The organism is Sulfuricella sp., assembly GCA_041651995.1.
In the GTDB taxonomy this organism is placed as follows: Bacteria; Pseudomonadota; Gammaproteobacteria; order Burkholderiales; family Sulfuricellaceae; genus Sulfurimicrobium.
In genome coordinates this window covers 113,790-137,808 of record JBAZID010000004.1, presented here as the reverse complement: position 1 = coordinate 137,808, position 24,019 = coordinate 113,790, and the positions used below count along the sequence as shown (strand labels likewise).

Below are 24,019 nucleotides of genomic sequence, written 5' to 3'. Positions count from 1 at the left end.
GCATCTAGTCTGTTTGCCCAATGTTGTCAGGCAGTGGTATGCGGGCTCTCCAGTCAGTACCGGCCCAAGACGGTTTCACTTTTAGAATCCAGACTTTTAAATTGCTCAAAATCAGAATCGACACAGAAAAACAGACGCTTGAATTGCTGGATGAATCCCGGCTGGTCAGGCGCTATCCGGTTTCTACCGCAATAAATGGGGTAGGGGAGGTATCTGGCAGTTTTTGCACCCCGCGCGGCAGGCATGTAGTGCGTGCCAGGATCGGTGCGGGCCTGCCGGAAAATACCGTGTTCGTGCGCCGTCGCCCCTCGGGTGAGATTTATAGCGAGGAACTGGGACGGCAATTTCCCGAGCGGGACTGGATATTAGCCCGAATTCTCTGGCTTTCCGGTTGTGAACCCGGTTTCAATCGCCTGGGTGAGGTCGATACGATGCGACGCTACATTTACATCCACGGCACGCCACACGAGGATGCCATAGGCAGACCGGCTTCCCACGGCTGCGTAAGAATGCGAATGCGGGATATGGTTGAGTTGTTTGAGCTGGTGCCCGCAGGGACGCGGGTAGAGGTTGTGTAATCAAGTTGCTGCAACGAAATAGGGTGGCGAGCCTGACCCCCGGCACTTGCAATAAATGGCTGTGGCTGCTGGCTTCCGCCCCTGACCAGATTCACCACCTTGCAATGCGGGGAGGCCCGCCATAAAAAAGTAAAGGCTTGGGTCTTTGACCCAAGCCTTTTTGTTCTGGCGTCCCCAACGAGATTCGAACTCGTGTTACCGCCGTGAAAGGGCGATGTCCTAGGCCTCTAGACGATAGGGACTAAAGCTTTACTTCTTTGTCAGTTGGGTAGTCGTTATGCCCGTAAGCAACAAGATAAAACCGACCGGAACCCACGCTAACCAAAAACCAATTATTTCACTATCTCCTGATGGCAGATGATAGAAACCCACCGCCAGGCCAACAACTGTACAGAAAAAACCGAGGTAAGAAGCTGCTACACCAAGCCGGTTCATCTTGTCCGCTTTGTCGCTCGAAGCAAAAAGTCTGCGCATTATAGGGAGACAATTTGAGGCCGTCAAGCCATTTTACTTATGGATATACCCACCGGTTAAGCAGGCTACGTGCCATTACGGCCACTTCAGATGCGGTTAAACCTATAGGGCCCGTGCCTTTTTTTACCAGTTCGTCCGCAGCCAGGCCATGAAGATAAACCGCCAGAAGCGTGGCTTTTTCGGCGGAAAGGCGCTGCGCCAGAAGGGTGCCGATCATGCCGCACAGAATGTCTCCCATGCCGGCGCTACTCAGGCCCGGATTGCCAGTCGGATTGATATGCCAGGTTTCGTCAGGAAAAGCGCACACCGTGCCAGCTCCCTTGAGCACGATCAGACTGTTGAGGCGGCTGGCCAATACCTGGGCTGAACCGATACGATCCTGCTGGATTTCGTGGTTGCTGCAACCCAACAGCCGACCGGCCTCAGTGGGGTGAGGGGTGAGAATGCTCGCGGCTTTGCGGATTTTAAGTTGATTCTGTAATTCAGCATGGGCGCCAAGCAGTGTCAGGGCGTCAGCATCAATGATCAGCTTGAAATCGCTTTGCAGCGCCTGCTGAAGATAGCCAAGCGCCTGTGCCGACTGCCCCATTCCAGGGCCGATGATAAGGCAGTCCAAATCCATCTGAAACAACGCATCAGAACTGTGCAGCATCAGTTCAGGCTGTAACAGATCAACAGCGGGGGCGTTCCCTGCCAGCAGGCCAGCGTATACTCGGCCCGCACCCAGCAGGAGCGCGGCCCTGCCGGCCAGAATGGCAGCGCCGGTCATGGATTCGGCGCCGCCCAGCACGCCGACGCTTCCCTGCATGCCCTTATGGCTGTTGCGCGGGCGCGGCTTGAGATAGCTTGATACATCCTCTGCTCCGATCAACTGTCCTTTGGCGGCTGGCAGCAATCTAGTGGGCAAATCCAGGGTATCGAGGTAAATCTGGCCGCAAAAATCCGGGCCATAGGCGGTGAAGAGTCCGGGCTTGAGGCCGATAAAGGTAAGAGTGTGATCAGCCCGCACGGCAGCTCGAAATGGCTGACCAGTTTCGTTGTCGAGACCGCTGGGAATGTCGAGTGACAGAACTGGCGTTTTCATCCGGTTGACCTGCTTTACCAGATCGAGATATTTTTCATCGAGATCCCGCTCCAGGCCGATGCCGAACAGGCCGTCAATCACAAGATCCCAGCGCCCGTTTGAGGGAATGGCGGATAACACTTCATCTGCATCCTCACCCTCGCGCCAGGCCAGAAGCGCCGCTGCGGCATCCAATGGCAGTCTGGCAGGCTCACCTGACAAAACCACGGTTACCCGGTAGCCTTGCTCTCGCAGGAAGCGCGCTGCCACCAGGGCATCACCACCATTATTTCCAGGGCCGGCGAGAACTAATACTTTATAGCCATTGCCTAATAGTTGTGTTGCCAATTCTGATGCTGCCTTTCCGGCGCGCTCCATAAGAGCCGGGGTGGAGGGGGGCATCGCGGCTGCCTGTTCGATGAGGCGGAATTCGTGGCCGCGAAAAAGGGGTTGGCTATGGGTCAATCCTGCAACGAGCATGGGTGAGCCTCCTGTCCGAGTGCCTAGTCTATTATGTGCCTAAGACAAGGGGAACACCTGCTGAGGAGGAATCATGGAAAATATTACTCATGAGGGTGCGCGTGTGGTGTCCTGCATGAATGATGATGTGTGCGAAATTGTGCAGTGCGAGGTATGCATGACCGAGATCCCGGCCAGCGTAGCGCAGAGTGTCGAGGGAACTGATTATGTGCATCATTTTTGCGGACTCGAATGCCTCGGGCTGTGGCGTGCAAAAGACGAACACATCCGGTAGAAGTGAGGCGCAATGACATTGAAAGTTTTTTGCGATAAGGGGTGTTCATAATTTCGAGTTGTGATTTTCTGGGGCTGGATTGGGATGGGGCGCTTGCCCGAGTGGTGGAAACTCAAGCTGTTGGATCTGGTTCTGAGTCTCCAACTCCCTGATGGATTTTCGCTAAATTAATAATCCATGATCATGAAACTTTCAGTATTCGCCATTTTTTTGCTCGGAGCTAGCCTGGTTACCGCATTCCCGGTGTATGGCGCTTCCGGATTATTCGACCAGGGCCGGGTGATGGTTGAGAATGCCCGCCTGAGCGATGCAGAGGAAATGTTGCGGCAATGGCTGTCCACTCATCCGGAGGACCAGGAAGCCCGCTTCCTGTTGGCGCGCATACTCGCTTGGCAGGAAAAACACACCGAGGCGCTGGAGCAATACAGTCACTTGCTGGAAAATGACCCTGAAAACGGGGATTACATCACAGGCAGGGCCATGTCAGCACCCCCTGAATCTCAAAATCCTCCCGGGCGATAGACCGCCCTCTTTCTGCAGTCACTAAAAATATTTATGTTCTGGATGCCTGAGGTATTAAGGGCATATTGGCTTTGTATAAAAAAACAGCCAGCCTGATCCCGGTAACATGAATTTTTTTAATCTTTATTCCCTTGTTCCTTGACATATTTTTTACACATTCGTCATCAATGGTATAGAATGTTTCTATGCGTATATTATAAAACCTTATGTGTATACATTTGAGCATGCCATTTACTCGATTAAATGGCGGGTTACATGACGATAAGGTTTATTTTAATTGTTTGGTGATGGGTTGTGATTCTCTGGAATTCGGGGCTATTTATGCATATTTCATTTTTAAATATTCGTTCTAAAACGTTATCCTTCCTGCTGCTTGTCGGGTTAATCATACTTCCGTTGACAACATTTGCGACTATCGTTGGCTCCCGGCATGATTTAAGTGCTGGAATGGGCGCAGCCTATGATCACGGCCTGGTTTTTAATGACTATGGTCAGGTCTGCGTTTATTGCCACACGCCCCATGATTCCAATAAAGACAATGGAGGTAAGTTGCTCTGGAACAAGCCTTTCTCAACTGCCACCTATACCCTGTACAGCTCACCTACTGCAAAGCTGACGACTTCACAGCCCACTGGGGCTACGAGTTCTTCTGCGCTATGCTTGTCCTGCCACGACGGTACAATCGCCGTGGATACCCTGGTGAACATGCCCAATCAGCCTTTCACTCCAAGCACGATTCATGCTCGTATGAGCACTGATGCGTCGGCGGATTCCTGCGGACAGTGTCACAGCGCCGGGGCTAGTCCAACAATACGCGCAGTGCGCGCCGCTTTCCTGGGTACCGATCTGAGCAACGAACATCCTGTCAACATGGCTTATGACGATACAATTAATACAGGTCTGAACCCCGTTGGCAATGTCACCGCCGCTGGCTTGAAGCTTTATAACGGAAAAGTCGAATGCGCGACGTGCCACGACCCGCATAATGCCAATATCGGGGTTTTTTTGCGGATGACAAATGCTCAAAGTGCCTTGTGCACAACTTGTCATCTCAAGTAACAACTAAAAATATCCAAAAGAAATTAGCCCTGCCGCCCAGTCGGCAGGGCTAATAATTGGCATGGCAATAACTCACAGGCAGACTCCTAATCAAGGGTGGTTTTGAGTTAAAATCCAACTTTCCCGTATCTGCCCGGATTGCCCATGTCTCAAGCCATTTCACTACGCGGTCGCAACGCACTTTCCCCGTTTCGCTACGACAAGCTGATGCGTCCAATCGCCGCAAACGCTCCTTTCATCTCCCATATTTACGCCGAATACTGGCATTTTGTTACGGTCGAGCGCGCACTGGATACCTCCGAGCAGGAACGACTTGAGCAGATTCTGAGTTATGGTCCGGCTGCGAAGGAAGAGCTGCCTGCAGGTGAATTGCTGCTGGTGACGCCACGCTTGGGTACCATTTCGCCATGGTCATCCAAGGCTACGGATATCGCGCGGCATTGCGGACTGGAAATGGTCGAACGAATCGAACGCGGCATCGCTTTTTATGTGCATAAAAGTGATGGATCGACTTTGACGGTGGAGGAAAAGTCTGTGCTCTTGCCGCTGATCCATGATCGCATGACCGATATGGTTCTGACGGATTTTGCTCAGGTGGAAAAGCTGTTCCATCATGTGGAGCCGCAGCCATTGCGGACGGTGGACATCCTGGTGGGCGGCGCAGTTGCGCTGGAACGGGCAAACAGGGAATGGGGACTGGCGCTGTCGGGAGACGAAATCGATTATCTGGTGGAGAATTTCACCCGCATTGGGCGCAACCCCACTGACGTGGAGTTAATGATGTTCGCACAGGCCAATTCAGAACATTGCCGCCACAAAATATTTAATGCCGATTGGGTAATTGACGGCAAGCCGCAATCCTACTCGCTGTTTGGCATGATCCGCAACACTCATGCCAAGGCGCCGCGCGGTACGGTGGTTGCCTATTCGGACAATTCCTCGGTGATCGAAGGCGCCGAAATTGCACGCTTCTACCCTGATGCCGATGGCAAGCGTTACCGTTACGTCAGCGAAAAAACGCATATCCTGATGAAAGTGGAAACCCACAATCATCCCACCGCGATTTCACCTTTTCCCGGCGCAGCTACGGGTTCGGGTGGCGAAATACGCGACGAAGGCGCGACCGGCACCGGTTCCAAGCCCAAGGCGGGCCTGTGCGGATTTTCGGTGTCCAATCTCAATATCCCCGGCTTTGTCCAGCCCTGGGAAATCTATGGCGACCGCTCCACTCCTCACTCATATGGCAAGCCAGGGCGCATCGTTTCGGCCCTGCAAATCATGCTCGAAGGTCCGATCGGCGCGGCTGCTTTCAACAACGAATTTGGCCGCCCCAATCTGGCCGGTTATTTCCGCACTTTTGAGGAAGAAGTTGCCGGGGAGATGCGCGGCTACCACAAGCCCATCATGCTCGCCGGGGGGATGGGAAATATTTCCGACCGGCATTCATTTAAGGGCGAGGTCACGCCTGGTGCACTACTGATCCAGCTAGGTGGTCCCGGCATGCTGATCGGCCTGGGCGGGGGCGCGGCCTCCAGTATGGACACCGGCGCCAATGCCGAGAATCTGGATTTCGATTCGGTGCAGCGCGGTAACCCGGAAATGCAGCATCGTGCCCAGGAGGTGATCGACCGTTGCTGGCAGATGGGTGAGGCCAACCCGATTCTTTCCATCCATGACGTCGGCGCGGGTGGTATTTCCAATGCACTACCGGAACTGGTACATGGCTCGGGTCGAGGCGGTCATTTCCGTTTGCGTGATGTGCCCTCGGAGGAGCCGGGCATGTCGCCAATGCAGATATGGTCCAACGAATCGCAGGAGCGTTATGTTCTGGCTATTGAGCCAGGCAGCCTGAAACTTTTTGCGGATATGTGTGATCGAGAGCGCTGTCCCTATGCGGTGCTTGGTGAGGCTACGGCCGAACAGCAGCTGGTGGTGGATGACAGTCATTTTGGCAATAAGCCGGTGGATATGGACATGAACGTTCTGCTCGGTAAACCGCCGCGCATGACCCGTACCGTGGCTCATGCGCAGCGTGCTCTTGCTGCGTTTGATGTTGAAAAACTGGAATTGAAGGACGCAGCTTACCGCGTGTTGCACCTGCCCGCCGTCGGGGATAAAACTTTCCTCATCAGTATTGGTGACCGCACCGTGGGCGGCTTTACCGCGCGCGACCAGTTTGTCGGGCCGTGGCAGGTTCCTGTTGCAGACGTGGCCGTGACTACCATGGGTTATGACACCTATATCGGAGAAGCCTTTGCCATGGGTGAGCGCACTCCCCTGGCCTTGCTGGATGCCCCCGCATCCGGGCGCATGGCGATCGGCGAGGCAGTGACCAACATCGCCGCTGCCCTGATCGACAACATCGGTGACATCAAGCTTTCCGCCAACTGGATGGTTGCTGCCGGCCACCCTGGCGAAGATGCTGCCCTGTATGACACGGTGCGCGCGATTGGCATGGAGTTCTGCCCGGAACTGGGCGTGAGCATTCCGGTGGGCAAGGATTCGATGTCGATGAAATCCGTGTGGGAAGAAGATGGCGTCAAGAAATCGGTGACTTCGCCGCTATCGCTGATCATTACTGCCTTCGCACCCACTCCGGATGCGCGTTGTACGCTGACACCCTTGTTGCGCACTGATCTGGGTGACACCGATCTGATTTTGATCGATCTTGGCCGTGGCCGCGCCCGCCTCGGCGGTTCCGCTCTAGCCCAGGTCTATGGGGAGGTGGGCAATGAAGCGCCAGACGTGCTGGTTGCCGGGCATCTCAAGGCGTTTTTCGAGACCGTGCAGAAACTCAATCGCGACGAAAAAATTGTGGCTTATCACGACCGCTCCGACGGTGGCCTGTTTACCTCCCTGTGCGAAATGATGTTTGCCGGCCATGTCGGTGTCACCCTCGATTTGGACGAGTTGTGCTACGAGCAGATTCGCAGCGATGTGGAGGAAAATGGCAAGTCCGAACCTGAAATTCCCGCCGGTAGTTATTCGAGCCGAATTTTCAGCGTATTGTTCAACGAGGAACTGGGTGCGGTTTTGCAGGTACGCCGTTCAGACACGCCAGTGGTGATGCAGACTTTCTTTGATGCCGGGATGCGCAGTGAATTCCACGTTATCGGTACGCTCAATCAAGTTGACCGTCTGCGCATCCTGCGCGGTGATGTGGAAGTGTTCAGCGAAAGTCGCGTGGATTTGCAGCGCGCCTGGTCGGAAACCACCAGTCAGATGCAAAAGTTGCGCGACAATCCGGAATGTGCGCAGCAGGAGTTCGACCGTATTCTCGACCAGACCGATACCGGACTGCAGGCCGCTCTTACTTTTGACGTCAACGAGAATATCGCTGCGCCCTTCATCAATAGCGGCGTTCGCCCAGCCATGGCGATTTTGCGCGAGCAAGGCGTTAACGGTCAGGTCGAAATGGCAGCGGCTTTCGATCGTGCCGGCTTCACTGCTGTGGACGTGCACATGAGCGACATTATCGCCGGACGAGTGTCGCTCCGGGATTTCAAAGGGCTGGTGGCGTGCGGGGGGTTCTCCTACGGCGACGTGCTGGGTGCAGGGGAGGGCTGGGCCAAATCAATACTGTTCAATGCGCGTGCACGTGGTGAATTTGAGGCCTTTTTTCAGCGTGGCGATTCCTTCGCCCTCGGAGTGTGCAACGGCTGCCAGATGATGAGCAATCTCCACTCCATCATACCTGGCGCGGAAAACTGGCCCCATTTCGTGCGCAACAAGTCGGAGCAGTTTGAGGCGCGCTTTGTTATGGTTGAAGTGCCGAAGAACCCTTCACTATTCCTGGATGGCATGGCCGGCAGCCGTATGCCTATCGTGGTTGCGCATGGAGAAGGTTATGCCGAATTCGCTTCGGCCTCTGCCATGCAGAATGCACAAGTAGCGTTGCGCTACGTCGATCATCGCGGCCAGCCCGCGCAAGGTTACCCGGCCAACCCGAACGGCTCGCCGCAAGGTGTCACCGGCCTGACCACCAAGGATGGCCGCTTCACCATCATGATGCCGCATCCTGAGCGGGTGTTCCGTGCCGTGCAACATTCCTGGCAGCCCGATGGCTGGGGCGAAGATGGCCCATGGTTGCGCATGTTCCGCAATGCACGAAAGTGGGTGGGTTAAAAACGATACCTATCCTCAAGTGAAAAGGTTTTCGTTGTATTGTCGCCAACTTCTCCGTATAATTCGGCCACCCTTAGGCGCGTAGCTCAGCTGGTTAGAGCATCACCTTGACATGGTGGGGGTCGTTGGTTCGAGTCCAATCGCGCCTACCAGCTTTTCCTAAAATGCGGCCTTGCCGCATTTTTTGTTTCCGGACTTAATTTCTATGCCTGTAATTCGTTTACCTGATGGTTCCGAGCGCAAGTTTGAACAAGCAGTGACTGTAGCCGAGGTGGCCGCCAATATCGGTGCCGGCCTGGCTCGGGTAGCGCTGGCCGGCAAAGTCGATGGCAAGCTGGTTGATACATCATTTTCGATTGAGGGCGATGCTGAACTGGCTATCGTGACCGACAAGGATGCGGAAGGACAGGATGTGATCCGTCATTCCGCAGCACACTTGCTGGCCCAGGCGGTCAAATCACTATTTCCTGAAGCGCAGGTCACGATCGGGCCGGTGATCGAGGATGGTTTTTTCTACGATTTTTCCTATAAACGGCCTTTTACTCCGGAAGATTTGCAGGCCATCGAGAAAAAGATGGCGGAAATCGTCAAGGCTGATCTGAAAATCGAGCGCAAGGTGGTATCGCGTTCGGATGCAATCCATTTTTTCAAGAATTTGGGCGAGCATTATAAAGCCCAGATTATCGAGTCCATCCCCAGCGAAGAAGACTTGTCGATGTATACGCAGGGTGATTTCACCGACTTGTGTCGCGGCCCACATGTGCCTTCGACCGGCAAGCTCAAGGTGTTCAAACTGATGAAGGTGGCCGGTGCCTATTGGCGCGGCGACTCTAAAAATGAAATGCTGCAGCGCATATACGGCACAGCATGGGCAAAAAAGGAAGATCAGGAAGCTTATCTGCATCGACTTGAGGAGGCAGAAAAGCGCGACCACCGCAAGATTGGCAAGGCGCAGGATCTGTTCCACATGCAGGATGAGGCGCCGGGCATGGTGTTCTGGCACCCCAAGGGTTGGGCGATGTGGCAGGTGATTGAGCAATACATGCGGCGTGCGTACCTGGATAACGGTTACAAGGAAATTCGCTGCCCTCAAATCATAGATCGTGCGCTTTGGGAGAAATCCGGACACTGGGAACATTTCAAGGCCGGCATGTTCACCACAGAGTCAGAAAAACACGAATATGCGATCAAGCCGATGAACTGCCCAGGCCACGTCCAGGTGTTCAATTCCGATCTGCGTTCTTATCGTGAATTGCCACTGCGCTATGGTGAGTTTGGCTCATGTCATCGCAACGAGCCATCCGGAGGCCTGCATGGTCTGATGCGGGTGCGCGGTTTCGTGCAAGACGACGGCCATATTTTTTGTACTGAAGCGCAGATCGAATCTGAGGTGACGGCTTTTAATTCGCAGGTGTTGAAGGTCTATAAGGATTTTGGCTTTAACAATGTGGCGGTGAAGTTGGCGCTGCGACCGGAAAGCAGGGTGGGCTCTGATGAAATATGGGACAAGTCTGAAAATGCCTTGCGCGCCGCCTTGCGCGCTTCGGGCATGACGTGGGACGAGTTGCCGGGTGAAGGGGCTTTTTATGGCCCGAAAATCGAATTTCATATCAAGGATGCTATTGGCCGTTCCTGGCAGTGCGGTACGATACAAGTGGATTTCTCCATGCCGGGCCGCCTTGGTGCTGAATTCGTCGATGAGGATAATGTACGCAAGGTTCCGGTGATGTTGCACCGGGCGATACTGGGCTCACTGGAGCGTTTTATCGGCATTCTGGTTGAAAACCATGCCGGAGCATTGCCGGTTTGGCTGGCTCCAGTTCAGATGGCGATACTGAATATCTCGGAATCCCAGGCGGAATATGCGCACCAAGTGGCGGAACGCTTGAAACAAAATGGTTTCCGCGTCCATCTGGACTTGAGAAATGAGAAGATTACCTATAAAATCCGCGAACATAGCATGCAGAGGCTGCCATATCTTCTGATTGTAGGGGATAAGGAGGTTGCCTCTAATCTAGTTGCCGTGCGGACCCGTACGGGCGAAGACCTTGGCCAGATGCCGCTGGAAGCGTTGCTGGCGCGGTTATCCAAGGATCTGGCCGAAAAGGGAAGCGCGGCTTAGTTTTTAATTGATTTGGAGATTTAGCTATCGCTCAGGGAAAAGAAAGCCGGATCAACGGTGAAATCACCGCTCAGGAAGTCCGGTTGGTTGGTGTTGAAGGTGAACCGCTCGGTATCGTAAGTTTGTCCACTGCCATGCAGATGGCAGAAGATGCAGAGATCGATCTGGTAGAGATTGCGCCTACCGCGCAACCACCAGTCTGTCGCCTGATGGATTACGGTAAGTTCAAATACAGCGAGAGCAAGAAACAGCACGAAGCCAAGCTGAAGCAGAAGCAGATCCAGGTCAAGGAAGTAAAGTTCCGTCCGGGAACCGACGAAGGCGACTATCAGGTTAAGTTACGCAACCTGATTCGTTTTCTCGAAGAAGGCGACAAGACTAAAATTACCCTGCGCTTTCGTGGGCGTGAAATTACCCATCAGGAACTTGGCATGCGCCTTCTGAAGAGGGTCGAAGCAGATCTGGCCGAATTTGGTGTGGTTGAACAGTTTCCCAAGATGGAAGGCCGTCAGATGGTGATGGTTTTGTCACCGAAGAAAAAGTAGCTGGTAGAAAGCCCCTTAGCGGGTAAAACAAGTGGTATCCAGGCCAATAAGTGTCTCCGTCGGAGAACGCCCAGATCCATGTTATAAAAGCAGGAGTTGTAAATGCCTAAGATGAAGACCAAGAGCGGCGCCAAAAAGCGCTTCAATGCTCTGGGTGGTGGCGGCGTCAAGCGCACCCATTCCCACTTGCGTCATATCCTGACCAAGAAAACCACCAAACGTAAACGCCAGTTGCGCGGCACGACCATGGTTGCAGAAAGCAACATGCGCCAAGTTCGCGCCATGATGCCGTACGCATAAGGGGGACGTGAAATGTCAAGAGTTAAACGTGGTGTAACGGCTCGCGCCCGTCACAAAAAAGTACTGGATATGGCCAAGGGTTACCGCGGCCGCCGCAAGAACGTCTACCGTATCGCTAAAGAAGCGGTGATGAAGGCGGGTCAATATGCCTACCGCGACCGCCGTCAGCGCAAGCGTCAGTTCCGCGCTCTGTGGATTGTCCGTATCAACGCGGCAGCTCGCGAACTGGGCATGACTTATAGCGTATTCATCAACGGCCTCAAAAAGGCTGCGATCGACATGGACCGCAAAGTGCTGGCCGATCTGGCCGTGTTTGACAAGCCGGCGTTTGCCAGGATTGCCGAACAAGCCAAAGCCAGCCTCAGCGCTTAAGCAGCAAAACCTAAAAAAGGAGGCTCAGGCCTCCTTTTTTATTTGAACCGCCCGGTGAGGCAGTACGACCCGAATATGGAAAAACTAGAAGAAATACTGAATCAGGGCTTGTCGGCTTTTGAAGCCATTGACAACCCGGCTGAGCTGGATCAGGTAAAATCCCGCTTTATCGGAAAAAATGGCGCCCTGACAGAGCTTTTGAAAGGTTTGGGAAAGTTGTCGGCAGATGAGCGCCCGGCTGCGGGCGCACGCATCAACGAGGTCAAGGACAAGCTTGAACAGGCTCTTGCCGCACGACGCGAAGCGCTCCGGGAGCAGCAGTTGCACGCCCAGTTGGCCAAGGAATCTCTGGATGTAACCCTGCCTGGACGTGGGGCCGGTCGAGGCGGAATGCACCCGGTGACGCGTACGCTGGAGCGTATTGAGGCCCTTTTTCATTCTATTGGCTTTGAAGTCGCTCAAGGTCCTGAAATAGAGACTGACTTCTACAACTTTACCGCGCTCAATATTCCGGAAAATCATCCTGCACGTGCAATGCACGATACATTTTATGTGGATGCCCGGCACGTGTTGCGTACCCATACATCTCCTGTGCAGGTGCGCTATATGGAAGTTAATCAGCCGCCACTGAAAATCATCGCGCCGGGACGTGTATTCCGTGTCGATTCCGATGCTACCCATTCACCGATGTTCCATCAGGTGGAAGGTCTGTGGGTAGATGAAGAGATCAGCTTCGCCAATCTCAAGGGTGTTGTGCAGGATTTTTTGCAACGTTTTTTCGAACGCGATGATCTGCAGGTACGTTTTCGCCCTTCCTTCTTTCCGTTCACCGAGCCTTCGGCTGAAATGGATATGAGCTGGAATGGTGGCTGGCTTGAGATTGGTGGTTGTGGCATGGTCCACCCCAATGTTCTGAAGCACGTGAATATCGACAGCGAAAAATACATCGGCTTCGCCTTTGGTTTGGGCGTCGAGCGTTTGGCGATGTTACGTTATGGAGTCAATGACTTAAGATTGTTTTTTGAAAATGATCTTAAGTTCCTTAAGCAATTTAACTGATTGACCCACGGGGGGGCATAGGGAGTAGGGGAAGCCTCCATCTGCTCCAATGCCCAGTGTGACCCGTGTTCTCCGTGGTAATAATTGATATGAAATTCTCGGAAAACTGGTTACGTACTTACGTTAGTCCCGCTCTCGATAGCAATCAACTGGCCCATGCTTTGACCATGGCCGGTCTTGAAGTAGAAGGGCTGGAGCCCGTAGCGCCTGCTTTTGAAAAAATCGTGGTGGCGGAAGTCCTTTCTCTGGAGAAGCACCCCAATGCCGACCGGCTTAATGTATGCCTGGTCAATGTGGGTGCGGCTGCGCCGCTGCAAATCGTGTGTGGCGCGGCTAATGTCCATGCAGGCGCACGCGTGCCATGTGCTCTGGTTGGAGCCGAACTGCCCGGAATTTCGATCAAACAGGCCAAGGTCAGAAATGTGGAATCTTTCGGCATGCTATGTTCTGCCAAGGAACTGGGCTTGGCAGGGGAAAGCAGTGGCTTGATGCTGTTACCCGCCGATGCGCCTGTGGGCACTTCCATTCGCAGCTATCTTGAACTCGATGACCATTTGTTTACGCTCAAACTGACGCCTAATCGCAGTGATTGCCTCGGTATGCTTGGAGTGGCGCGAGAGGTGGCGGCTGTGACCGGAACCAGACTCGAACTGGGGCTGAATATGGCGCCTGTTCAGGCTACTGTTGCAGATAAGCTGGAAATTGAAGTATTGGAGTCTGTCGCTTGCCCACGCTATTGCGGCAGAGTGATGCGTGGCGTGAACCTGACCGCGGCAACACCAGACTGGATGATCCGCCGCCTGGAACGCTCTGGGGTGCGAAGTATTAATTCCGTGGTGGATATCACCAACTACGTCATGCTGGAATTGGGCCAACCGCTGCATGCCTTTGATCTGGCCAAGCTCAAGGGGCGCATTCAGGTTCGCTTTGCCCGTCCTGGCGAGCAACTGATGCTGCTTAACCAGCAGAACGTAAAATTGGACCCGGATATGCTGGTGATCGCCGATGAATCGGCTGTGCTGGCTTTGGCGGGTATCATGGGCGGCGAAACCAGCTCAGTATCAGACAGCACGACAGATATTTTTCTTGAAAGTGCGTTTTTCAGCCCAGATGCAATTGCCGGAAAAGCGCGTCGTTTTGGCCTGTCAACAGACTCCTCCTATCGTTTTGAGCGTGGCGTGGATTTTTCTGCTACTCGCATCGCTCTTGAGCGTGCGTCTGCATTGATTCAGCAAATCTGCGGTGGCTATGCGGGTGAAGTCACTGAAACGTCAGGAGAGTTGCCGCAACGCGAAGTCATCGTGTTGCGCAGCGGTCGCGCGCGGCGTGTGCTTGGTGTTGATCTGAGTGTGGATACAATTGCATCACTTCTGCAGCGTCTGAACTTCGAATTCACTGAGCTGAATGGTGATTTTCACGTGACAGCGCCCAGTTATCGCTTTGACTTGTCTATCGAGGTGGATTTGATTGAGGAACTGGCGAGGTTGCACGGCTACGATCATATTCCGGCTTTGCCGCCGCACAGCACACTGAGTCTGCTCCCTCAAAAAGAATCGTTGCAGGAGCAGAGTCAAATTCGGCAGTTGCTGATTGCCCGTGACTTTCAGGAAGTGGTGACCTACAGCTTTGTTGACAAAGAATGGGAGACCGACCTGGCCGGAAACGAAAACCCTGTCGCACTGCAGAATCCAATTGCGAGCCAGCTTGGAGTGATGCGATCCACGTTGCTGGGTGGCCTGCTGGATGTGTTGCGCTTTAATCTCAACCGCAAACATGAGCGGGTAAGGATATTTGAAGTCGGTCGCTGTTTTGCTGCCGGGGAGGGCGGCTATGATCAGCCACAGCATGTTGCTGCCTTGTGCTTCGGCAGCGTCAAGGCGGAGCAATGGGGCGAGGCATTGCGCCAAGCTGATTTTTTTGATGTCAAGGCGGATCTCGAAGCGCTGTGCTATCCACTTGAACTTGGCTTCGTAGCAGCTACCCATGCTGCACTCCATCCAGGACAATCGGCCCAGATACTGTTGAATGAAGTGCCGGTCGGCTGGATTGGCGTTTTGCACCCGCGCTGGCAGCAGAAATATGATTTGCCTCAGCCAGCGGTCATGTTCGAGATCGATCTTGCCGCCCTGATGCAGCGGAAACTACCTGTATTTAGTGAAATTTCCAAATTTCCTACTGTCAGGCGTGATCTGGCCGTTGTTGTCGATGACGCCGTAAATGTTCAAGATTTGCTGGATGGTATGAGAAAACATCTTCCGGCGACAGTTACAGATCTCAAGTTGTTTGACGTGTATCGTGGCAAAGGCATTGATTTAGGTAAAAAAAGTCTTGCATTCAAGGTGCTGATGCAAGATACTCAGAAAACTTTAACTGATGATGAAGTTGAAACGGTAATGGCAAATATCAAGGATATTCTTGCTACTCGTTTCGATGCGACACTCCGGGCATGAGGAATAATTGATGACGCTCACCAAAGCCGAGTTGGCTGATATGCTGTTTGAACAAGTTGGCCTGAACAAGCGTGAAGCAAAAGACATGGTCGAATCTTTCTTTGAAGAAATTCGCATGGCATTGGAAAGTGGAGATGGCGTTAAGCTCTCCGGTTTTGGCAATTTTGAATTACGTGACAAACCACAGCGCCCAGGCCGCAATCCAAAAACCGGCGAAGAAATCCCGATTACCGCACGACGTGTCGTGACATTTCATGCCAGCCAGAAACTCAAGGCACTAGTGGAAGAAGCATATGCAGGAAACAGCGTCCAAGGCTGAACTCCCTCCGATCCCTGCGAAGCGCTACTTCACCATTGGCGAAGTGAGTGAGTTGTGTGGCGTAAAACCACACGTGCTTCGTTACTGGGAGCAGGAATTCACCCAGCTCAAGCCGGTGAAGCGGCGCGGTAATCGCCGTTATTATCAGCATCATGAAGTATTGCTGATTCGTCATATTCGAGAGCTGCTTTACGAACAAGGGTTTACCATTAGCGGTGCCCGCAATCGTCTTGATGAAGCCCCCGGTTTTAAAAACGATATCGTTACTGGAAAAGATTCAGGTTCTTATGCGCACTCATCCGACTTCAACCTTGCGCACATTCGGAACGAAATTAAAGGGATTCTGGAATTGCTACGCAACTAGCCATCATCGTCGTTTTTGGCTATAATTGCGGCCTTCGGGGCGTAGCGCAGCCTGGTAGCGTACTTGCATGGGGTGCAAGTGGTCGGAGGTTCAAATCCTCTCGCCCCGACCAGTAAAACAAACATTTAGGCCAATCTTGTGATTGGCCTTTTTGTTTTTAAGCTGCCCTGGAATCTATCTGGATAACTTTTTCATGCCAAAAAAACGAAACCCCTCACTTTGATCGCTTCAGGTGGGTCCCACGCGGGTATATGGAGCGCAACGTAGCGAGACTCTGGCTGCAACTCGCGCCGGATTTGGTCCACCTGCACTATTCAACCTGTTTGTTTTTTTCAGCTTTATGTTGTCGCCGGCCGGCAAAAAAATCTGATAGTAATTTTCCGCATTGCGCTGCCTGGACGCCTCCCGTGACCTTGGTGTGATGATTCAGACGCTGCTCCATAAAAAGATTGGTAATGCTCCCGCAGGAACCGGTTTTAGGGTCGCTCGCACCATAGAATAAATGCCTGATGCGTGCATGCATGATTGCTCCTGCACACATCACACATGGTTCGAGGGTTACGAATAGTTTGCAATCAACCAGACGGTAGTTGTCAAGGTGTTGCGCAGCATCGCGTATAGCCTGAATCTCGGCATGGGCACTAGGATCCCTCAGGCTGATCGGGGCGTTGAAGCCGCGGCCAATGATCTGATTCTGGTAAACAACGATTGCACCCACGGGCACTTCTCCGAGCGCCGCTCCTTGCTTTGCAAGGTCTAGTGCGTGAGCCATGAATAAGTCGATTTGTTCCGGGGTGTGGTCGTATGTCATGAAAGCAGATAAGGTTGCCTGTTATAGCCAATAAATTCTATTCATAAATGCCGATTTATGATTGAATACGGGGTCTAGATTAACACAAGCATGGGATTAGCATGGCGGATCGCCGATTACAGGTTTTCTATACGGTTGCCAAACAACTCAGCTTTACCAAAGCGGCTGAATTGTTGTTTATGACTCAGCCAGCGGTGACTTTCCAGGTCAAGCAACTGGAAGAGCATTTCAATACACGGTTGTTCGAGCGCAGCCACAGCAAAATTTCGCTCACCCCAGCGGGCGAACTGGTTCTGGATTATGCCGAGCGGATTCTTAACCTGACGGCTGAAATGGAAACCAGAATGGGGGAGATGACGGGTCAGGTGAGCGGTGTTCTGATGTTGGGCGCCAGCACCACGATTGCGGAATACATGCTGCCGAGAAAACTGGGAGAATTCATGGCGAAGTACCCTCAGGTACAGGCGCGCCTGACTGTCGCCAATTCGGATAATATTGAACTCAAGGTTGCTGATCACACCCTGGATGTTGGTTTGATTGAGGCGCCATCGCACCATCCCCAACTAAAAAGTACCGTGTGCTGTGAAGATGAGCTGGTGATGATTTGCACGCCCCAGCATCATTTGGCAAAACTGTCCGAGATTGCACCTGCACTGTTGGCTGAGCAGCCCTATATCAGCCGTGAAACGGGGTCGGGTACACGCAACGTGATAGATGAGTATTTTCGCCGGGCCAATGTTTCACCGGATGATCTTCATATCATGATGGAATTGGGGAGTTTAGAGGCGATCAAGGGAGCGGTTGAGGCAGGACTGGGTGTTGCAATTGTGTCACGCTCAACCATCCTGAAAGAGCTCAAGCTTGGTGATCTGGTAGCGGTTTCACTTAATCCGCCGCTGATTCGCCCATTGTCAGTGGTGTACACGGATGGAAAATTCAGATCACGGCTGTTACAGGCTTTTCTTGATTACGCTGTCAACAAGTTAAAAGATTAGATTGATAGTAAATAGTAAATGCTGATACGCAGTGGTGCTTCTCTAAAACCCCTTGAGAAAGAGACGCTAAAATTATTTCGTGCATTAAACAATGCGCAGCAGCAGACCGTGATCTCGTTCATGGGTTTTTTGCTGAGCCAGGGTGAAAATAAGCCAGAAAACAAACTTCTGCTGCCGAACATGACCCCTCGTCCGGATAAAGAAAGCGTGGTCAAGGCCATCAGGCGTTTGCGGGCGACTTACCCTATGCTGGACCAGAACAGACTGTTCAATGAAACATCCCAGCACATGACTTCACACCTGCTTCATGGCAAGCCTGCGGCAGACGTCATTGATGAATTGGAAGCCATGTTTGCGAATCAATACCAGCGCTACCTCGATGATGCCGGGGACGGCAGTTAAAACACTCGCGCAAGTATCGAAGCCCTTTGCGATGGTGCCAACACTTTTCTGATAGCCTGCCGGCAGAGTATTCAGGGGTTGCCGAGTCATCCAAGGCGAGGGCTCTGGTGTTCTTCTCAGAGCGCCTCAGAGGCGTAATCTGCCAGCCTGGAGCGCTCGCCTCGCAATAGCGTGACATGGCCATTGTGCGCCCACCCCTTGAAGCGATCCACGACATAGGTCAAGCCTGAACTGCCTTCGGTCAGGTAGGGTGTGTCGATCTGTGCGATGTTGCCGAGGCAAACCACCTTGGTGCCGGGGCCAGCTCGGGTGATCAGCGTTTTCATCTGTTTTGGCGTGAGATTCTGCGCCTCGTCAATAATCAGGAATTTGCTCAGAAACGTGCGACCGCGCATGAAGTTCAGGGCCTTGATCTTGATTCTGGAACGGATCAGATCCTGGGTCGCGGCGCGCCCCCATTCGCCAGCCTCTTCGTCAGTTTTGTTAAGCACTTCCAGATTGTCTTCAAGCGCGCCCATCCAGGGGCTCATTTTTTCCTGTTCTGTGCCAGGCAGGAAGCCGATATCCTCTCCAACTGGCACGGTAACCCGGGTGACGATGATTTCAGAATAGCGTTTCTGATCAAGCGTTTGTTGCAGAGCGGCAGCCAAAGTCAACAACGTCTTTCCTGTGCCGGCCTGACCCAGCAGGCTGACAAAGTCAATATCCGGATTCATTAGCAGGTTGAGGGCGAAATTCTGCTCGCGGTTACGGGCATGGATGCCCCAGACAGCGTTTTTGTGGTGGCTGAAGTCTTTCAGGGTCTCCAGCACCATTGAGTTGCCTTGCTGCTCTTTTACAATGGCATAGAAGGGCTTGGGGTCTTCCTGATAGACCAGCTCATTGATAAAAAGGCTGGAACATAAGGGGCCCGTTAATTTATACAGGGTATGTCCGGATTCCTGCCAGGATTTCATATCCTTGCTGTGCCGGTCCCAGAAATTATCCGGGAGTTCATGCACGCCAGTGTAGAGAAGGTCGGTATCCTCAAGTACCTTGTCGTTGAAATAATCTTCTGCCGCAAGGCCCAGCGCGCGGGCCTTGATACGCATGTTGATGTCTTTGCTGACGAGGCTGACCTTGCGCTTGCTGTGCTGGCGTTGCAGGTGCATCACTACGGCGAGAATTTGATTGTCGGCCTTGCCTATCGGAAAATTAACCGGCAATTCACCTGAAATGGCCTCGGTTTGCAGGAATAGCTTGCCGGTAGCGCTGCTACTGCTATGGTCTTTGAGCAGAATGCCTTGTTCAATAGCATCTTTACTGCTGCTAACGATTTCATCCAGAAAACGGCTGGCCTGGCGGGCATTGCGCGCTACTTCAGAAACCCCTTTCTTGTTGTTGTCGAGCTCTTCAAGGGTCATCATCGGCAGGTAAATATCGTGTTCCTCAAAGCGGAACAGGCTGGTGGGGTCGTGCATCAATACATTGGTGTCCAGCACAAATATTTTGTTTAAAGCAGCCGACTTTCTGGACCCCATATGCACTCCCTAAAAGTTAATATACCAGTTTATATAAACTACACTACATTATGATTAAACATGTAATTTATCTGCCGAATCAATTGCATTTTCGAGCAATGTGGCAACAGTCATCGGACCAACTCCACCTGGCACCGGGGTAATCCAGCCAGCTCTCTGCGCGGCGGTGGCAAATTCAACATCACCACATATCTTGCCATCTGGCAGGCGATTTATGCCCACATCAATCACCATGGCGCCATTTCGTACCCATTCCCCTTTGACCAATCCGGGTTTGCCAACCGCTACAATCAGAATTTCTGCCTCATTGACATAAGAAGCCAAATCGCGGGTAAAGCGATGCGTGGTTGTTACAGTACAACCAGCCAGCAGCAACTCGAGTCCCATTGGACGGCCCACAGTGTTCGATGCGCCCACTACGACTGCATTCTTGCCTCTTAACTCCTCACCGGTACTGCGCAGCAGAGTCATTGCACCTCGCGGGGTACATGGTCTTAGAACAGGGATTCGCAGTGCAAGACGTCCGATGTTGTAGGGATGAAATCCATCCACATCCTTGTCTGGATGAATGCGCTCAACAATTTCTTCACTATCGATGTGCGTAGGCACAGGCATCTGGACCAGAATGCCGTCAATAGCCGGGTCGGCATTGAGCCTGTCGATCAGATCCAGCAATTCATTCTGGCTTGTGGTTGCTGGCAGGTCATAGGAAACGGAATGAAAGCCGGTGGTGTCGCAGGCCCGTCGCTTGTTGCGGACATAGATGGAGGAAGCGGGGTCATCACCAACCAGAATAACAGCCAAACCCGGGCGCCGTTTGCCGGCGCTTACCCGTGCTTCGACACGCTGTTTGATTTGTTGCAGGAGTTGGTCTGCGATTGCTTTGCCATCAATAATCTGTGCTGACATGGTAGGGGCTGTTTTATTCAAATGAAAATGGAATTAAGTGACACTTTAAAGCGGTTTTGCTCAGGATGCAAAGCTCTGGATACGAAGTTGACGTTTCGTTATCTGCCATGTATAGTGCGCGTCTTCGGGGTGTAGCGTAGCCTGGTAGCGCGCCTGGTTTGGGACCAGGATGTCGGGAGTTCGAATCTCTCCACCCCGACCAGGATTTGTCCGACAATCTGCCCGTAGCTCAACCGGATAGAGCACCAGCCTTCTAAGCTGGGGGTTACAGGTTCGATTCCTGTCGGGCAGGCCAGTTAGGTCTGTTTCACCAGTGGTGGCTGTAGCTCAGTTGGTAGAGTCCCGGATTGTGATTCCGGTTGTCGTGGGTTCGAGCCCCATCAGCCACCCCAAATAATTCCATAAAAAAACCGCCACTTACGGCGGTTTTTTTATGGATGGCGCTAGATTAAATTTCAGCAAAAACGATTTTCGGAACGCTTCATAATAAAATACCGCTGGGCAGTGTTCCTTATGCCTTCTGTGGATTATTTCCCCAGTTGTTCTCGCCTGAGCAGGAATACGAATTCATCCCCGGCACTGGTTTCGAGCCAGGTAAACGGCAGTTCCGGGTATGCGGCTTCCAGTGCAGCCCGGTTGTGGCCGATTTCGACCACCAATATCCCGCCCGGATTCAGATGTTTTGGCGCATCGCGCAGAATGGCCCGGGTGGCATCCAGACCATCTTCCCCGCTACCGAGCGCCATCTCCGGTTCATGCCGGTATTCCTGCGGTAGCCCTTGCACCGATGGGGCGTTGACATAGGGCGGGTTGCTCACGATCACGTCATAGCGTTGCCCCTCCAGGGCGGCAAAAAGATCGGACTGGACCAGGCGAATCTGCTCTTCCATGGCGTAATCCGCGACGTTGCGTTTGGCCACCTCGAGCGCGTCCGGAGACAAATCGGCAGCGTCGATTTCCGCGTTGGGGAAGACATGAGCCATGAGAATCGCCAGGCAGGCCGAGCCGGTGCACAGATCAAGCGCGGAAGTGACGACTTCCGGGTCTTCCACCCAGGGTGATAGTTGCTCCCTTAACAGCTCCGCAATGAAGGAGCGCGGCACGATCACGCGCTCGTCCACGTAAAAGCGGAAATCGCCCAGCCAGGCTTCGTGCGTGAGGTAAGCGGCGGGAATGCGCTCCGTGACCCGCCGTTCCAGCGTATGCAGCAAACTTTCCAGCTCGCCGCTGGTCAGCCGGGCGTCGAGAAACGGCTCCAGGGTATCGAGCGGCAGATGCAGGCTATGCAATATGAGATAAGCTGCTTCGTCATAGGCGTTGTGAGTGCCGTGGCCGAAAAACAGATTGGCTTCGTTGAAGCGGCTGACCGCGAAGCGCAGCAGGTCGCGCACGGTGGAAAGTTGGGTTTTTGCCTGGTCGAACATTTGGGTTTTCCTTGTTTGTTGCAGTGGGCTCGCTTCGCTTAACCCACCCTGCATGATTATTAGTCCCCGCCTCCGCCGCCATCCCCGCCGCAGCCGCCCGAGCCGGAGTCGCCGCAATGGCTGTCCGAGTCAGAATTGAAACCAGCGCCCCCTGCATCACCCCCGTTTGAGCCTTTTTCCCGCTGCCTTCCAGCGCGAACATAAAGGAACACGAGCAGGCCGGCCAGAGCCGCGACGAAGAGGATGAACGAAAGTGACATGGTCAGGCCAGCAGCTTGACCAAGGTGAGGCGGTAGATTTCCTTGAGCGGCTCGATGTCCGCCAGCGCCACACATTCGTTGAGCTTGTGGATGGTGGCGTTGTTGGGGCCAAATTCAACCACTTGCGGGCAGATGTCGGCTATGAAGCGCCCATCCGAGGTGCCGCCGGAGGTGGATAGCGCGGTTTCCAGGCCGACTGCCTGGCTGATGGCGGCGGCGAGCGCATCCACCAGATCGCCCTTGGGTGTCAGAAACGGCTTGCCGGAAAGCTCCCACAGCAGTTCATATTCCAGACCATGCCTGTCCAGAATGGCGTGAACCCTGGATTTCAGTTCATCCACGGTGCTGGCGGTGGAAAAACGGAAATTGAAGAGCATTTCCACCGTGCCGGGAATCACGTTGGTCGCGCCGGTGCCGCCGTGGATGTTGGATATCTGCCAGGTGGTGGGCGGAAAGTACTCGTTTCCCGCGTCCCATTGGGTCGCCGCCAGTTCGGCGATGGCCGGGGCAGCCAGGTGAATGGGATTCCTTGCCAGATGGGGATAGGCGATGTGGCCCTGTATGCCCTTCACCGTCAATTTTCCGGAAAGGGAGCCCCGGCGGCCGTTTTTCAGCGTGTCGCCGAGCTTGGCGACGCAGGTGGGTTCGCCGACAATGCAGTAATCCATCTTCTCGTCGCGGGCTTGCAGCGCTTCCACCACTTTTACCGTGCCGTCCAGCGCGATGCCTTCCTCGTCCGAGGTGATGAGCAGGGCGATGGAGCCGGCATGATCGGGATGCTCGGCAACAAAGGCTTCGATCGCGGTGATGAAGGCGGCGAGAGAGGTTTTCATGTCCGCCGCGCCGCGTCCGAACAGCATGCCGTCGCGCAGGGTGGGGATGAAGGGATCGCTGTCCCAATTTTCCACCGGGCCGGTGGGAACGACATCGGTGTGACCGGCAAAGCACACCAGCGGCGCAGTCATGCCGCGCCGGGCCCAGAAGTTATCCACGTTGCCGAAGCGCATTTTCTCTATTTTGAAGCCGATTTTTTCCAGGCGCTCGATCAATATTTCCTGGCATCCCGCGTCATCGGGCGTGAGCGAGCGCCGGGTGATGAGCTCCCGGGCCAGTTCCAGAGTGCTGTTGTGCATTATTTAGTCCCAAATAAGGTGTGGTAGACGGCTTCATCGAAACCGAGTGTGATCTTGCCGTCCTTTTCCAGTACCGGGCGCTTGATCACGCTGGGTTTTTCCAGCATCAACCGGATCGCGCTATCCTGGTCACAGACGGCGGCCTTGACTTCATCCGGCAACTGGCGCCAGGTGGTGCCCTGGCGATTGACCAGCTTTTCCCAGCCGGCCTGCTTCAGCCAGGGCTTGAGCAGCGCTTCACTGATACCCTGCTTCTTGAAGTCGTGGAAGGGCAGGGTGATGCCTTGTCCGGAAAGCCAGGCGCGGGCTTTCTTGACGGTGTTGCAGTTGGGGATGCCGTAGAGTTTCATGTGTATATTTTATTCAGTGTCGATGTCAGCAATTCCATGTAACCCGGATAGGGTTTTCCCTGAAAATGGTTATATTCATATCAGCTTAAGCAATTATGACCTAAGATAA

22 protein-coding genes, 6 tRNA genes and 1 other RNA gene are annotated in these 24,019 nt (G+C 53.5%); 20 read left to right on the top strand and 9 right to left on the bottom strand.

The window, feature by feature from the left end; all coding sequences use genetic code 11:
• Positions 1–101: 101 nt before the first annotated feature.
• Positions 102–578, top strand: coding sequence for a L,D-transpeptidase (locus WC392_08185; GenBank protein MFA5242333.1), 477 nt, complete (start codon positions 102–104; stop codon positions 576–578).
• Positions 579–600: 22 nt separating this feature from the next.
• Here WC392_08185 and ffs read toward each other — a convergent pair.
• The 3 genes from ffs to WC392_08170 all read right to left on the bottom strand — a co-directional run bounded on the left by ffs (position 601) and on the right by WC392_08170 (position 2,595).
• Positions 601–699: signal recognition particle sRNA small type (ffs, locus tag WC392_08180), an RNA gene on the bottom strand.
• 45 nt (positions 700–744) lie between these two features.
• Positions 745–820 (bottom strand) — tRNA-Glu (locus tag WC392_08175).
• Between the two features lie 269 nt (positions 821–1,089).
• Entirely contained in the window at positions 1,090–2,595 is a 1,506-nt protein-coding gene (locus WC392_08170) for an NAD(P)H-hydrate dehydratase (protein ID MFA5242332.1), read from the bottom strand.
• A 73-nt stretch (positions 2,596–2,668) separates the two neighbouring features.
• Between WC392_08170 and WC392_08165 the strand changes: the two genes are divergently transcribed.
• From WC392_08165 to WC392_08100, 14 genes are all read left to right on the top strand, one after another.
• The gene (locus WC392_08165; GenBank protein ID MFA5242331.1) at positions 2,669–2,869 is read left to right on the top strand and encodes a DUF3330 domain-containing protein; all 201 of its coding nucleotides are present in this window, start codon (positions 2,669–2,671) and stop codon (positions 2,867–2,869) included.
• A gap of 183 nt (positions 2,870–3,052) precedes the next feature.
• Positions 3,053–3,391 (top strand): tetratricopeptide repeat protein, encoded by a 339-nt coding sequence (locus tag WC392_08160; protein MFA5242330.1) that lies wholly within the window; start codon positions 3,053–3,055, stop codon positions 3,389–3,391.
• 321 nt (positions 3,392–3,712) lie between these two features.
• Positions 3,713–4,450 (top strand): cytochrome c3 family protein, encoded by a 738-nt coding sequence (locus WC392_08155; protein ID MFA5242329.1) that lies wholly within the window; start codon positions 3,713–3,715, stop codon positions 4,448–4,450.
• Between the two features lie 144 nt (positions 4,451–4,594).
• Positions 4,595–8,575 carry a phosphoribosylformylglycinamidine synthase gene (purL, locus tag WC392_08150; GenBank protein MFA5242328.1) on the top strand — a complete coding sequence of 1,327 codons (3,981 nt, stop codon included), beginning with the start codon at positions 4,595–4,597 and terminating at the stop codon, positions 8,573–8,575.
• A gap of 75 nt (positions 8,576–8,650) precedes the next feature.
• A tRNA-Val gene (locus WC392_08145) sits at positions 8,651–8,727 on the top strand.
• A 53-nt stretch (positions 8,728–8,780) separates the two neighbouring features.
• Positions 8,781–10,697, top strand: a complete 1,917-nt coding sequence (gene thrS / locus WC392_08140; GenBank protein ID MFA5242327.1) for a threonine--tRNA ligase — start codon at positions 8,781–8,783, stop codon at positions 10,695–10,697.
• A 26-nt stretch (positions 10,698–10,723) separates the two neighbouring features.
• Positions 10,724–11,242, top strand: a complete 519-nt coding sequence (gene infC, locus WC392_08135; protein ID MFA5242326.1) for a translation initiation factor IF-3 — start codon at positions 10,724–10,726, stop codon at positions 11,240–11,242.
• 102 nt (positions 11,243–11,344) lie between these two features.
• Positions 11,345–11,542, top strand: coding sequence for a 50S ribosomal protein L35 (rpmI, locus tag WC392_08130; GenBank protein MFA5242325.1), 198 nt, complete (start codon positions 11,345–11,347; stop codon positions 11,540–11,542).
• Positions 11,543–11,554: 12 nt separating this feature from the next.
• Positions 11,555–11,914 carry a 50S ribosomal protein L20 gene (gene rplT / locus WC392_08125; protein ID MFA5242324.1) on the top strand — a complete coding sequence of 120 codons (360 nt, stop codon included), beginning with the start codon at positions 11,555–11,557 and terminating at the stop codon, positions 11,912–11,914.
• Between the two features lie 75 nt (positions 11,915–11,989).
• Positions 11,990–12,973, top strand: a complete 984-nt coding sequence (gene pheS / locus WC392_08120; GenBank protein ID MFA5242323.1) for a phenylalanine--tRNA ligase subunit alpha — start codon at positions 11,990–11,992, stop codon at positions 12,971–12,973.
• An 89-nt stretch (positions 12,974–13,062) separates the two neighbouring features.
• On the top strand, positions 13,063–15,423 hold the full coding sequence (gene pheT, locus WC392_08115; GenBank protein ID MFA5242322.1) for a phenylalanine--tRNA ligase subunit beta: 2,361 nt from the start codon (positions 13,063–13,065) through the stop codon (positions 15,421–15,423).
• A 10-nt stretch (positions 15,424–15,433) separates the two neighbouring features.
• Positions 15,434–15,742, top strand: coding sequence for an integration host factor subunit alpha (locus tag WC392_08110; protein ID MFA5242321.1), 309 nt, complete (start codon positions 15,434–15,436; stop codon positions 15,740–15,742).
• Positions 15,717–16,106 carry a MerR family transcriptional regulator gene (locus WC392_08105; GenBank protein ID MFA5242320.1) on the top strand — a complete coding sequence of 130 codons (390 nt, stop codon included), beginning with the start codon at positions 15,717–15,719 and terminating at the stop codon, positions 16,104–16,106. The genes WC392_08110 and WC392_08105 overlap by 26 nt, the downstream gene beginning before the upstream one ends.
• 35 nt (positions 16,107–16,141) lie before the next feature.
• Positions 16,142–16,218 (top strand) — tRNA-Pro (locus tag WC392_08100).
• A 198-nt stretch (positions 16,219–16,416) separates the two neighbouring features.
• Here WC392_08100 and tadA read toward each other — a convergent pair.
• A complete protein-coding gene (gene tadA / locus WC392_08095) occupies positions 16,417–16,917 on the bottom strand; it encodes a tRNA adenosine(34) deaminase TadA (GenBank protein MFA5242319.1) in 501 nt (166 codons plus the stop codon).
• A gap of 101 nt (positions 16,918–17,018) precedes the next feature.
• Between tadA and WC392_08090 the strand changes: the two genes are divergently transcribed.
• Together WC392_08090 and WC392_08085 are read left to right on the top strand one after the other, a co-directional pair.
• Positions 17,019–17,912, top strand: coding sequence for a LysR family transcriptional regulator (locus WC392_08090; protein ID MFA5242318.1), 894 nt, complete (start codon positions 17,019–17,021; stop codon positions 17,910–17,912).
• Between the two features lie 18 nt (positions 17,913–17,930).
• Entirely contained in the window at positions 17,931–18,314 is a 384-nt protein-coding gene (locus WC392_08085; GenBank protein MFA5242317.1) for a hypothetical protein, read from the top strand.
• Positions 18,315–18,430: 116 nt separating this feature from the next.
• Here WC392_08085 and WC392_08080 read toward each other — a convergent pair whose 3' ends face one another.
• A complete protein-coding gene (locus tag WC392_08080; protein MFA5242316.1) occupies positions 18,431–19,834 on the bottom strand; it encodes a PhoH family protein in 1,404 nt (467 codons plus the stop codon).
• A gap of 54 nt (positions 19,835–19,888) precedes the next feature.
• On the bottom strand, positions 19,889–20,743 hold the full coding sequence (gene folD, locus WC392_08075; protein ID MFA5242315.1) for a bifunctional methylenetetrahydrofolate dehydrogenase/methenyltetrahydrofolate cyclohydrolase FolD: 855 nt from the start codon (positions 20,741–20,743) through the stop codon (positions 19,889–19,891).
• Between the two features lie 125 nt (positions 20,744–20,868).
• On the opposite strand from folD, the gene WC392_08070 reads away from it, so the two are divergent.
• From WC392_08070 to WC392_08060, 3 genes are all read left to right on the top strand, one after another.
• Positions 20,869–20,945, top strand: a tRNA-Pro gene (locus tag WC392_08070).
• Positions 20,946–20,961: 16 nt separating this feature from the next.
• Positions 20,962–21,038 (top strand) — tRNA-Arg (locus WC392_08065).
• Between the two features lie 21 nt (positions 21,039–21,059).
• Positions 21,060–21,135 (top strand) — tRNA-His (locus WC392_08060).
• A gap of 135 nt (positions 21,136–21,270) precedes the next feature.
• Here the strand turns inward: WC392_08060 and prmB are convergent.
• The 3 genes from prmB to WC392_08045 all read right to left on the bottom strand — a co-directional run bounded on the left by prmB (position 21,271) and on the right by WC392_08045 (position 23,910).
• Positions 21,271–22,167 carry a 50S ribosomal protein L3 N(5)-glutamine methyltransferase gene (prmB, locus tag WC392_08055; GenBank protein MFA5242314.1) on the bottom strand — a complete coding sequence of 299 codons (897 nt, stop codon included), beginning with the start codon at positions 22,165–22,167 and terminating at the stop codon, positions 21,271–21,273.
• Between the two features lie 262 nt (positions 22,168–22,429).
• Complete coding sequence (dapE, locus tag WC392_08050; GenBank protein MFA5242313.1) at positions 22,430–23,560, bottom strand: succinyl-diaminopimelate desuccinylase; 1,131 nt, start codon at positions 23,558–23,560, stop codon at positions 22,430–22,432.
• Entirely contained in the window at positions 23,560–23,910 is a 351-nt protein-coding gene (locus tag WC392_08045; protein MFA5242312.1) for an ArsC family reductase, read from the bottom strand. The genes dapE and WC392_08045 overlap by 1 nt, the downstream gene beginning before the upstream one ends.
• Positions 23,911–24,019: the final 109 nt, after the last annotated feature.

Coding starts and splice junctions, on each gene's coding strand:
- folD (MFA5242315.1), bottom strand. CDS start 20,743: ATGTCAGCACAGATTATTGATGGCAAAGCAATCGCAGACCAACTCCTG.
- pheS (MFA5242323.1), top strand. CDS start 11,990: ATGGAAAAACTAGAAGAAATACTGAATCAGGGCTTGTCGGCTTTTGAA.
- pheT (MFA5242322.1), top strand. CDS start 13,063: ATGAAATTCTCGGAAAACTGGTTACGTACTTACGTTAGTCCCGCTCTC.
- WC392_08165 (MFA5242331.1), top strand. CDS start 2,669: ATGGAAAATATTACTCATGAGGGTGCGCGTGTGGTGTCCTGCATGAAT.
- prmB (MFA5242314.1), bottom strand. CDS start 22,167: ATGTTCGACCAGGCAAAAACCCAACTTTCCACCGTGCGCGACCTGCTG.
- WC392_08045 (MFA5242312.1), bottom strand. CDS start 23,910: ATGAAACTCTACGGCATCCCCAACTGCAACACCGTCAAGAAAGCCCGC.
- WC392_08085 (MFA5242317.1), top strand. CDS start 17,931: ATGCTGATACGCAGTGGTGCTTCTCTAAAACCCCTTGAGAAAGAGACG.
- WC392_08155 (MFA5242329.1), top strand. CDS start 3,713: ATGCATATTTCATTTTTAAATATTCGTTCTAAAACGTTATCCTTCCTG.
- WC392_08160 (MFA5242330.1), top strand. CDS start 3,053: ATGAAACTTTCAGTATTCGCCATTTTTTTGCTCGGAGCTAGCCTGGTT.
- WC392_08110 (MFA5242321.1), top strand. CDS start 15,434: ATGACGCTCACCAAAGCCGAGTTGGCTGATATGCTGTTTGAACAAGTT.
- WC392_08170 (MFA5242332.1), bottom strand. CDS start 2,595: ATGCTCGTTGCAGGATTGACCCATAGCCAACCCCTTTTTCGCGGCCAC.
- rpmI (MFA5242325.1), top strand. CDS start 11,345: ATGCCTAAGATGAAGACCAAGAGCGGCGCCAAAAAGCGCTTCAATGCT.
- thrS (MFA5242327.1), top strand. CDS start 8,781: ATGCCTGTAATTCGTTTACCTGATGGTTCCGAGCGCAAGTTTGAACAA.
- dapE (MFA5242313.1), bottom strand. CDS start 23,560: ATGCACAACAGCACTCTGGAACTGGCCCGGGAGCTCATCACCCGGCGC.
- WC392_08090 (MFA5242318.1), top strand. CDS start 17,019: ATGGCGGATCGCCGATTACAGGTTTTCTATACGGTTGCCAAACAACTC.
- WC392_08080 (MFA5242316.1), bottom strand. CDS start 19,834: ATGGGGTCCAGAAAGTCGGCTGCTTTAAACAAAATATTTGTGCTGGAC.
- tadA (MFA5242319.1), bottom strand. CDS start 16,917: ATGACATACGACCACACCCCGGAACAAATCGACTTATTCATGGCTCAC.
- purL (MFA5242328.1), top strand. CDS start 4,595: ATGTCTCAAGCCATTTCACTACGCGGTCGCAACGCACTTTCCCCGTTT.
- WC392_08105 (MFA5242320.1), top strand. CDS start 15,717: ATGCAGGAAACAGCGTCCAAGGCTGAACTCCCTCCGATCCCTGCGAAG.
- rplT (MFA5242324.1), top strand. CDS start 11,555: ATGTCAAGAGTTAAACGTGGTGTAACGGCTCGCGCCCGTCACAAAAAA.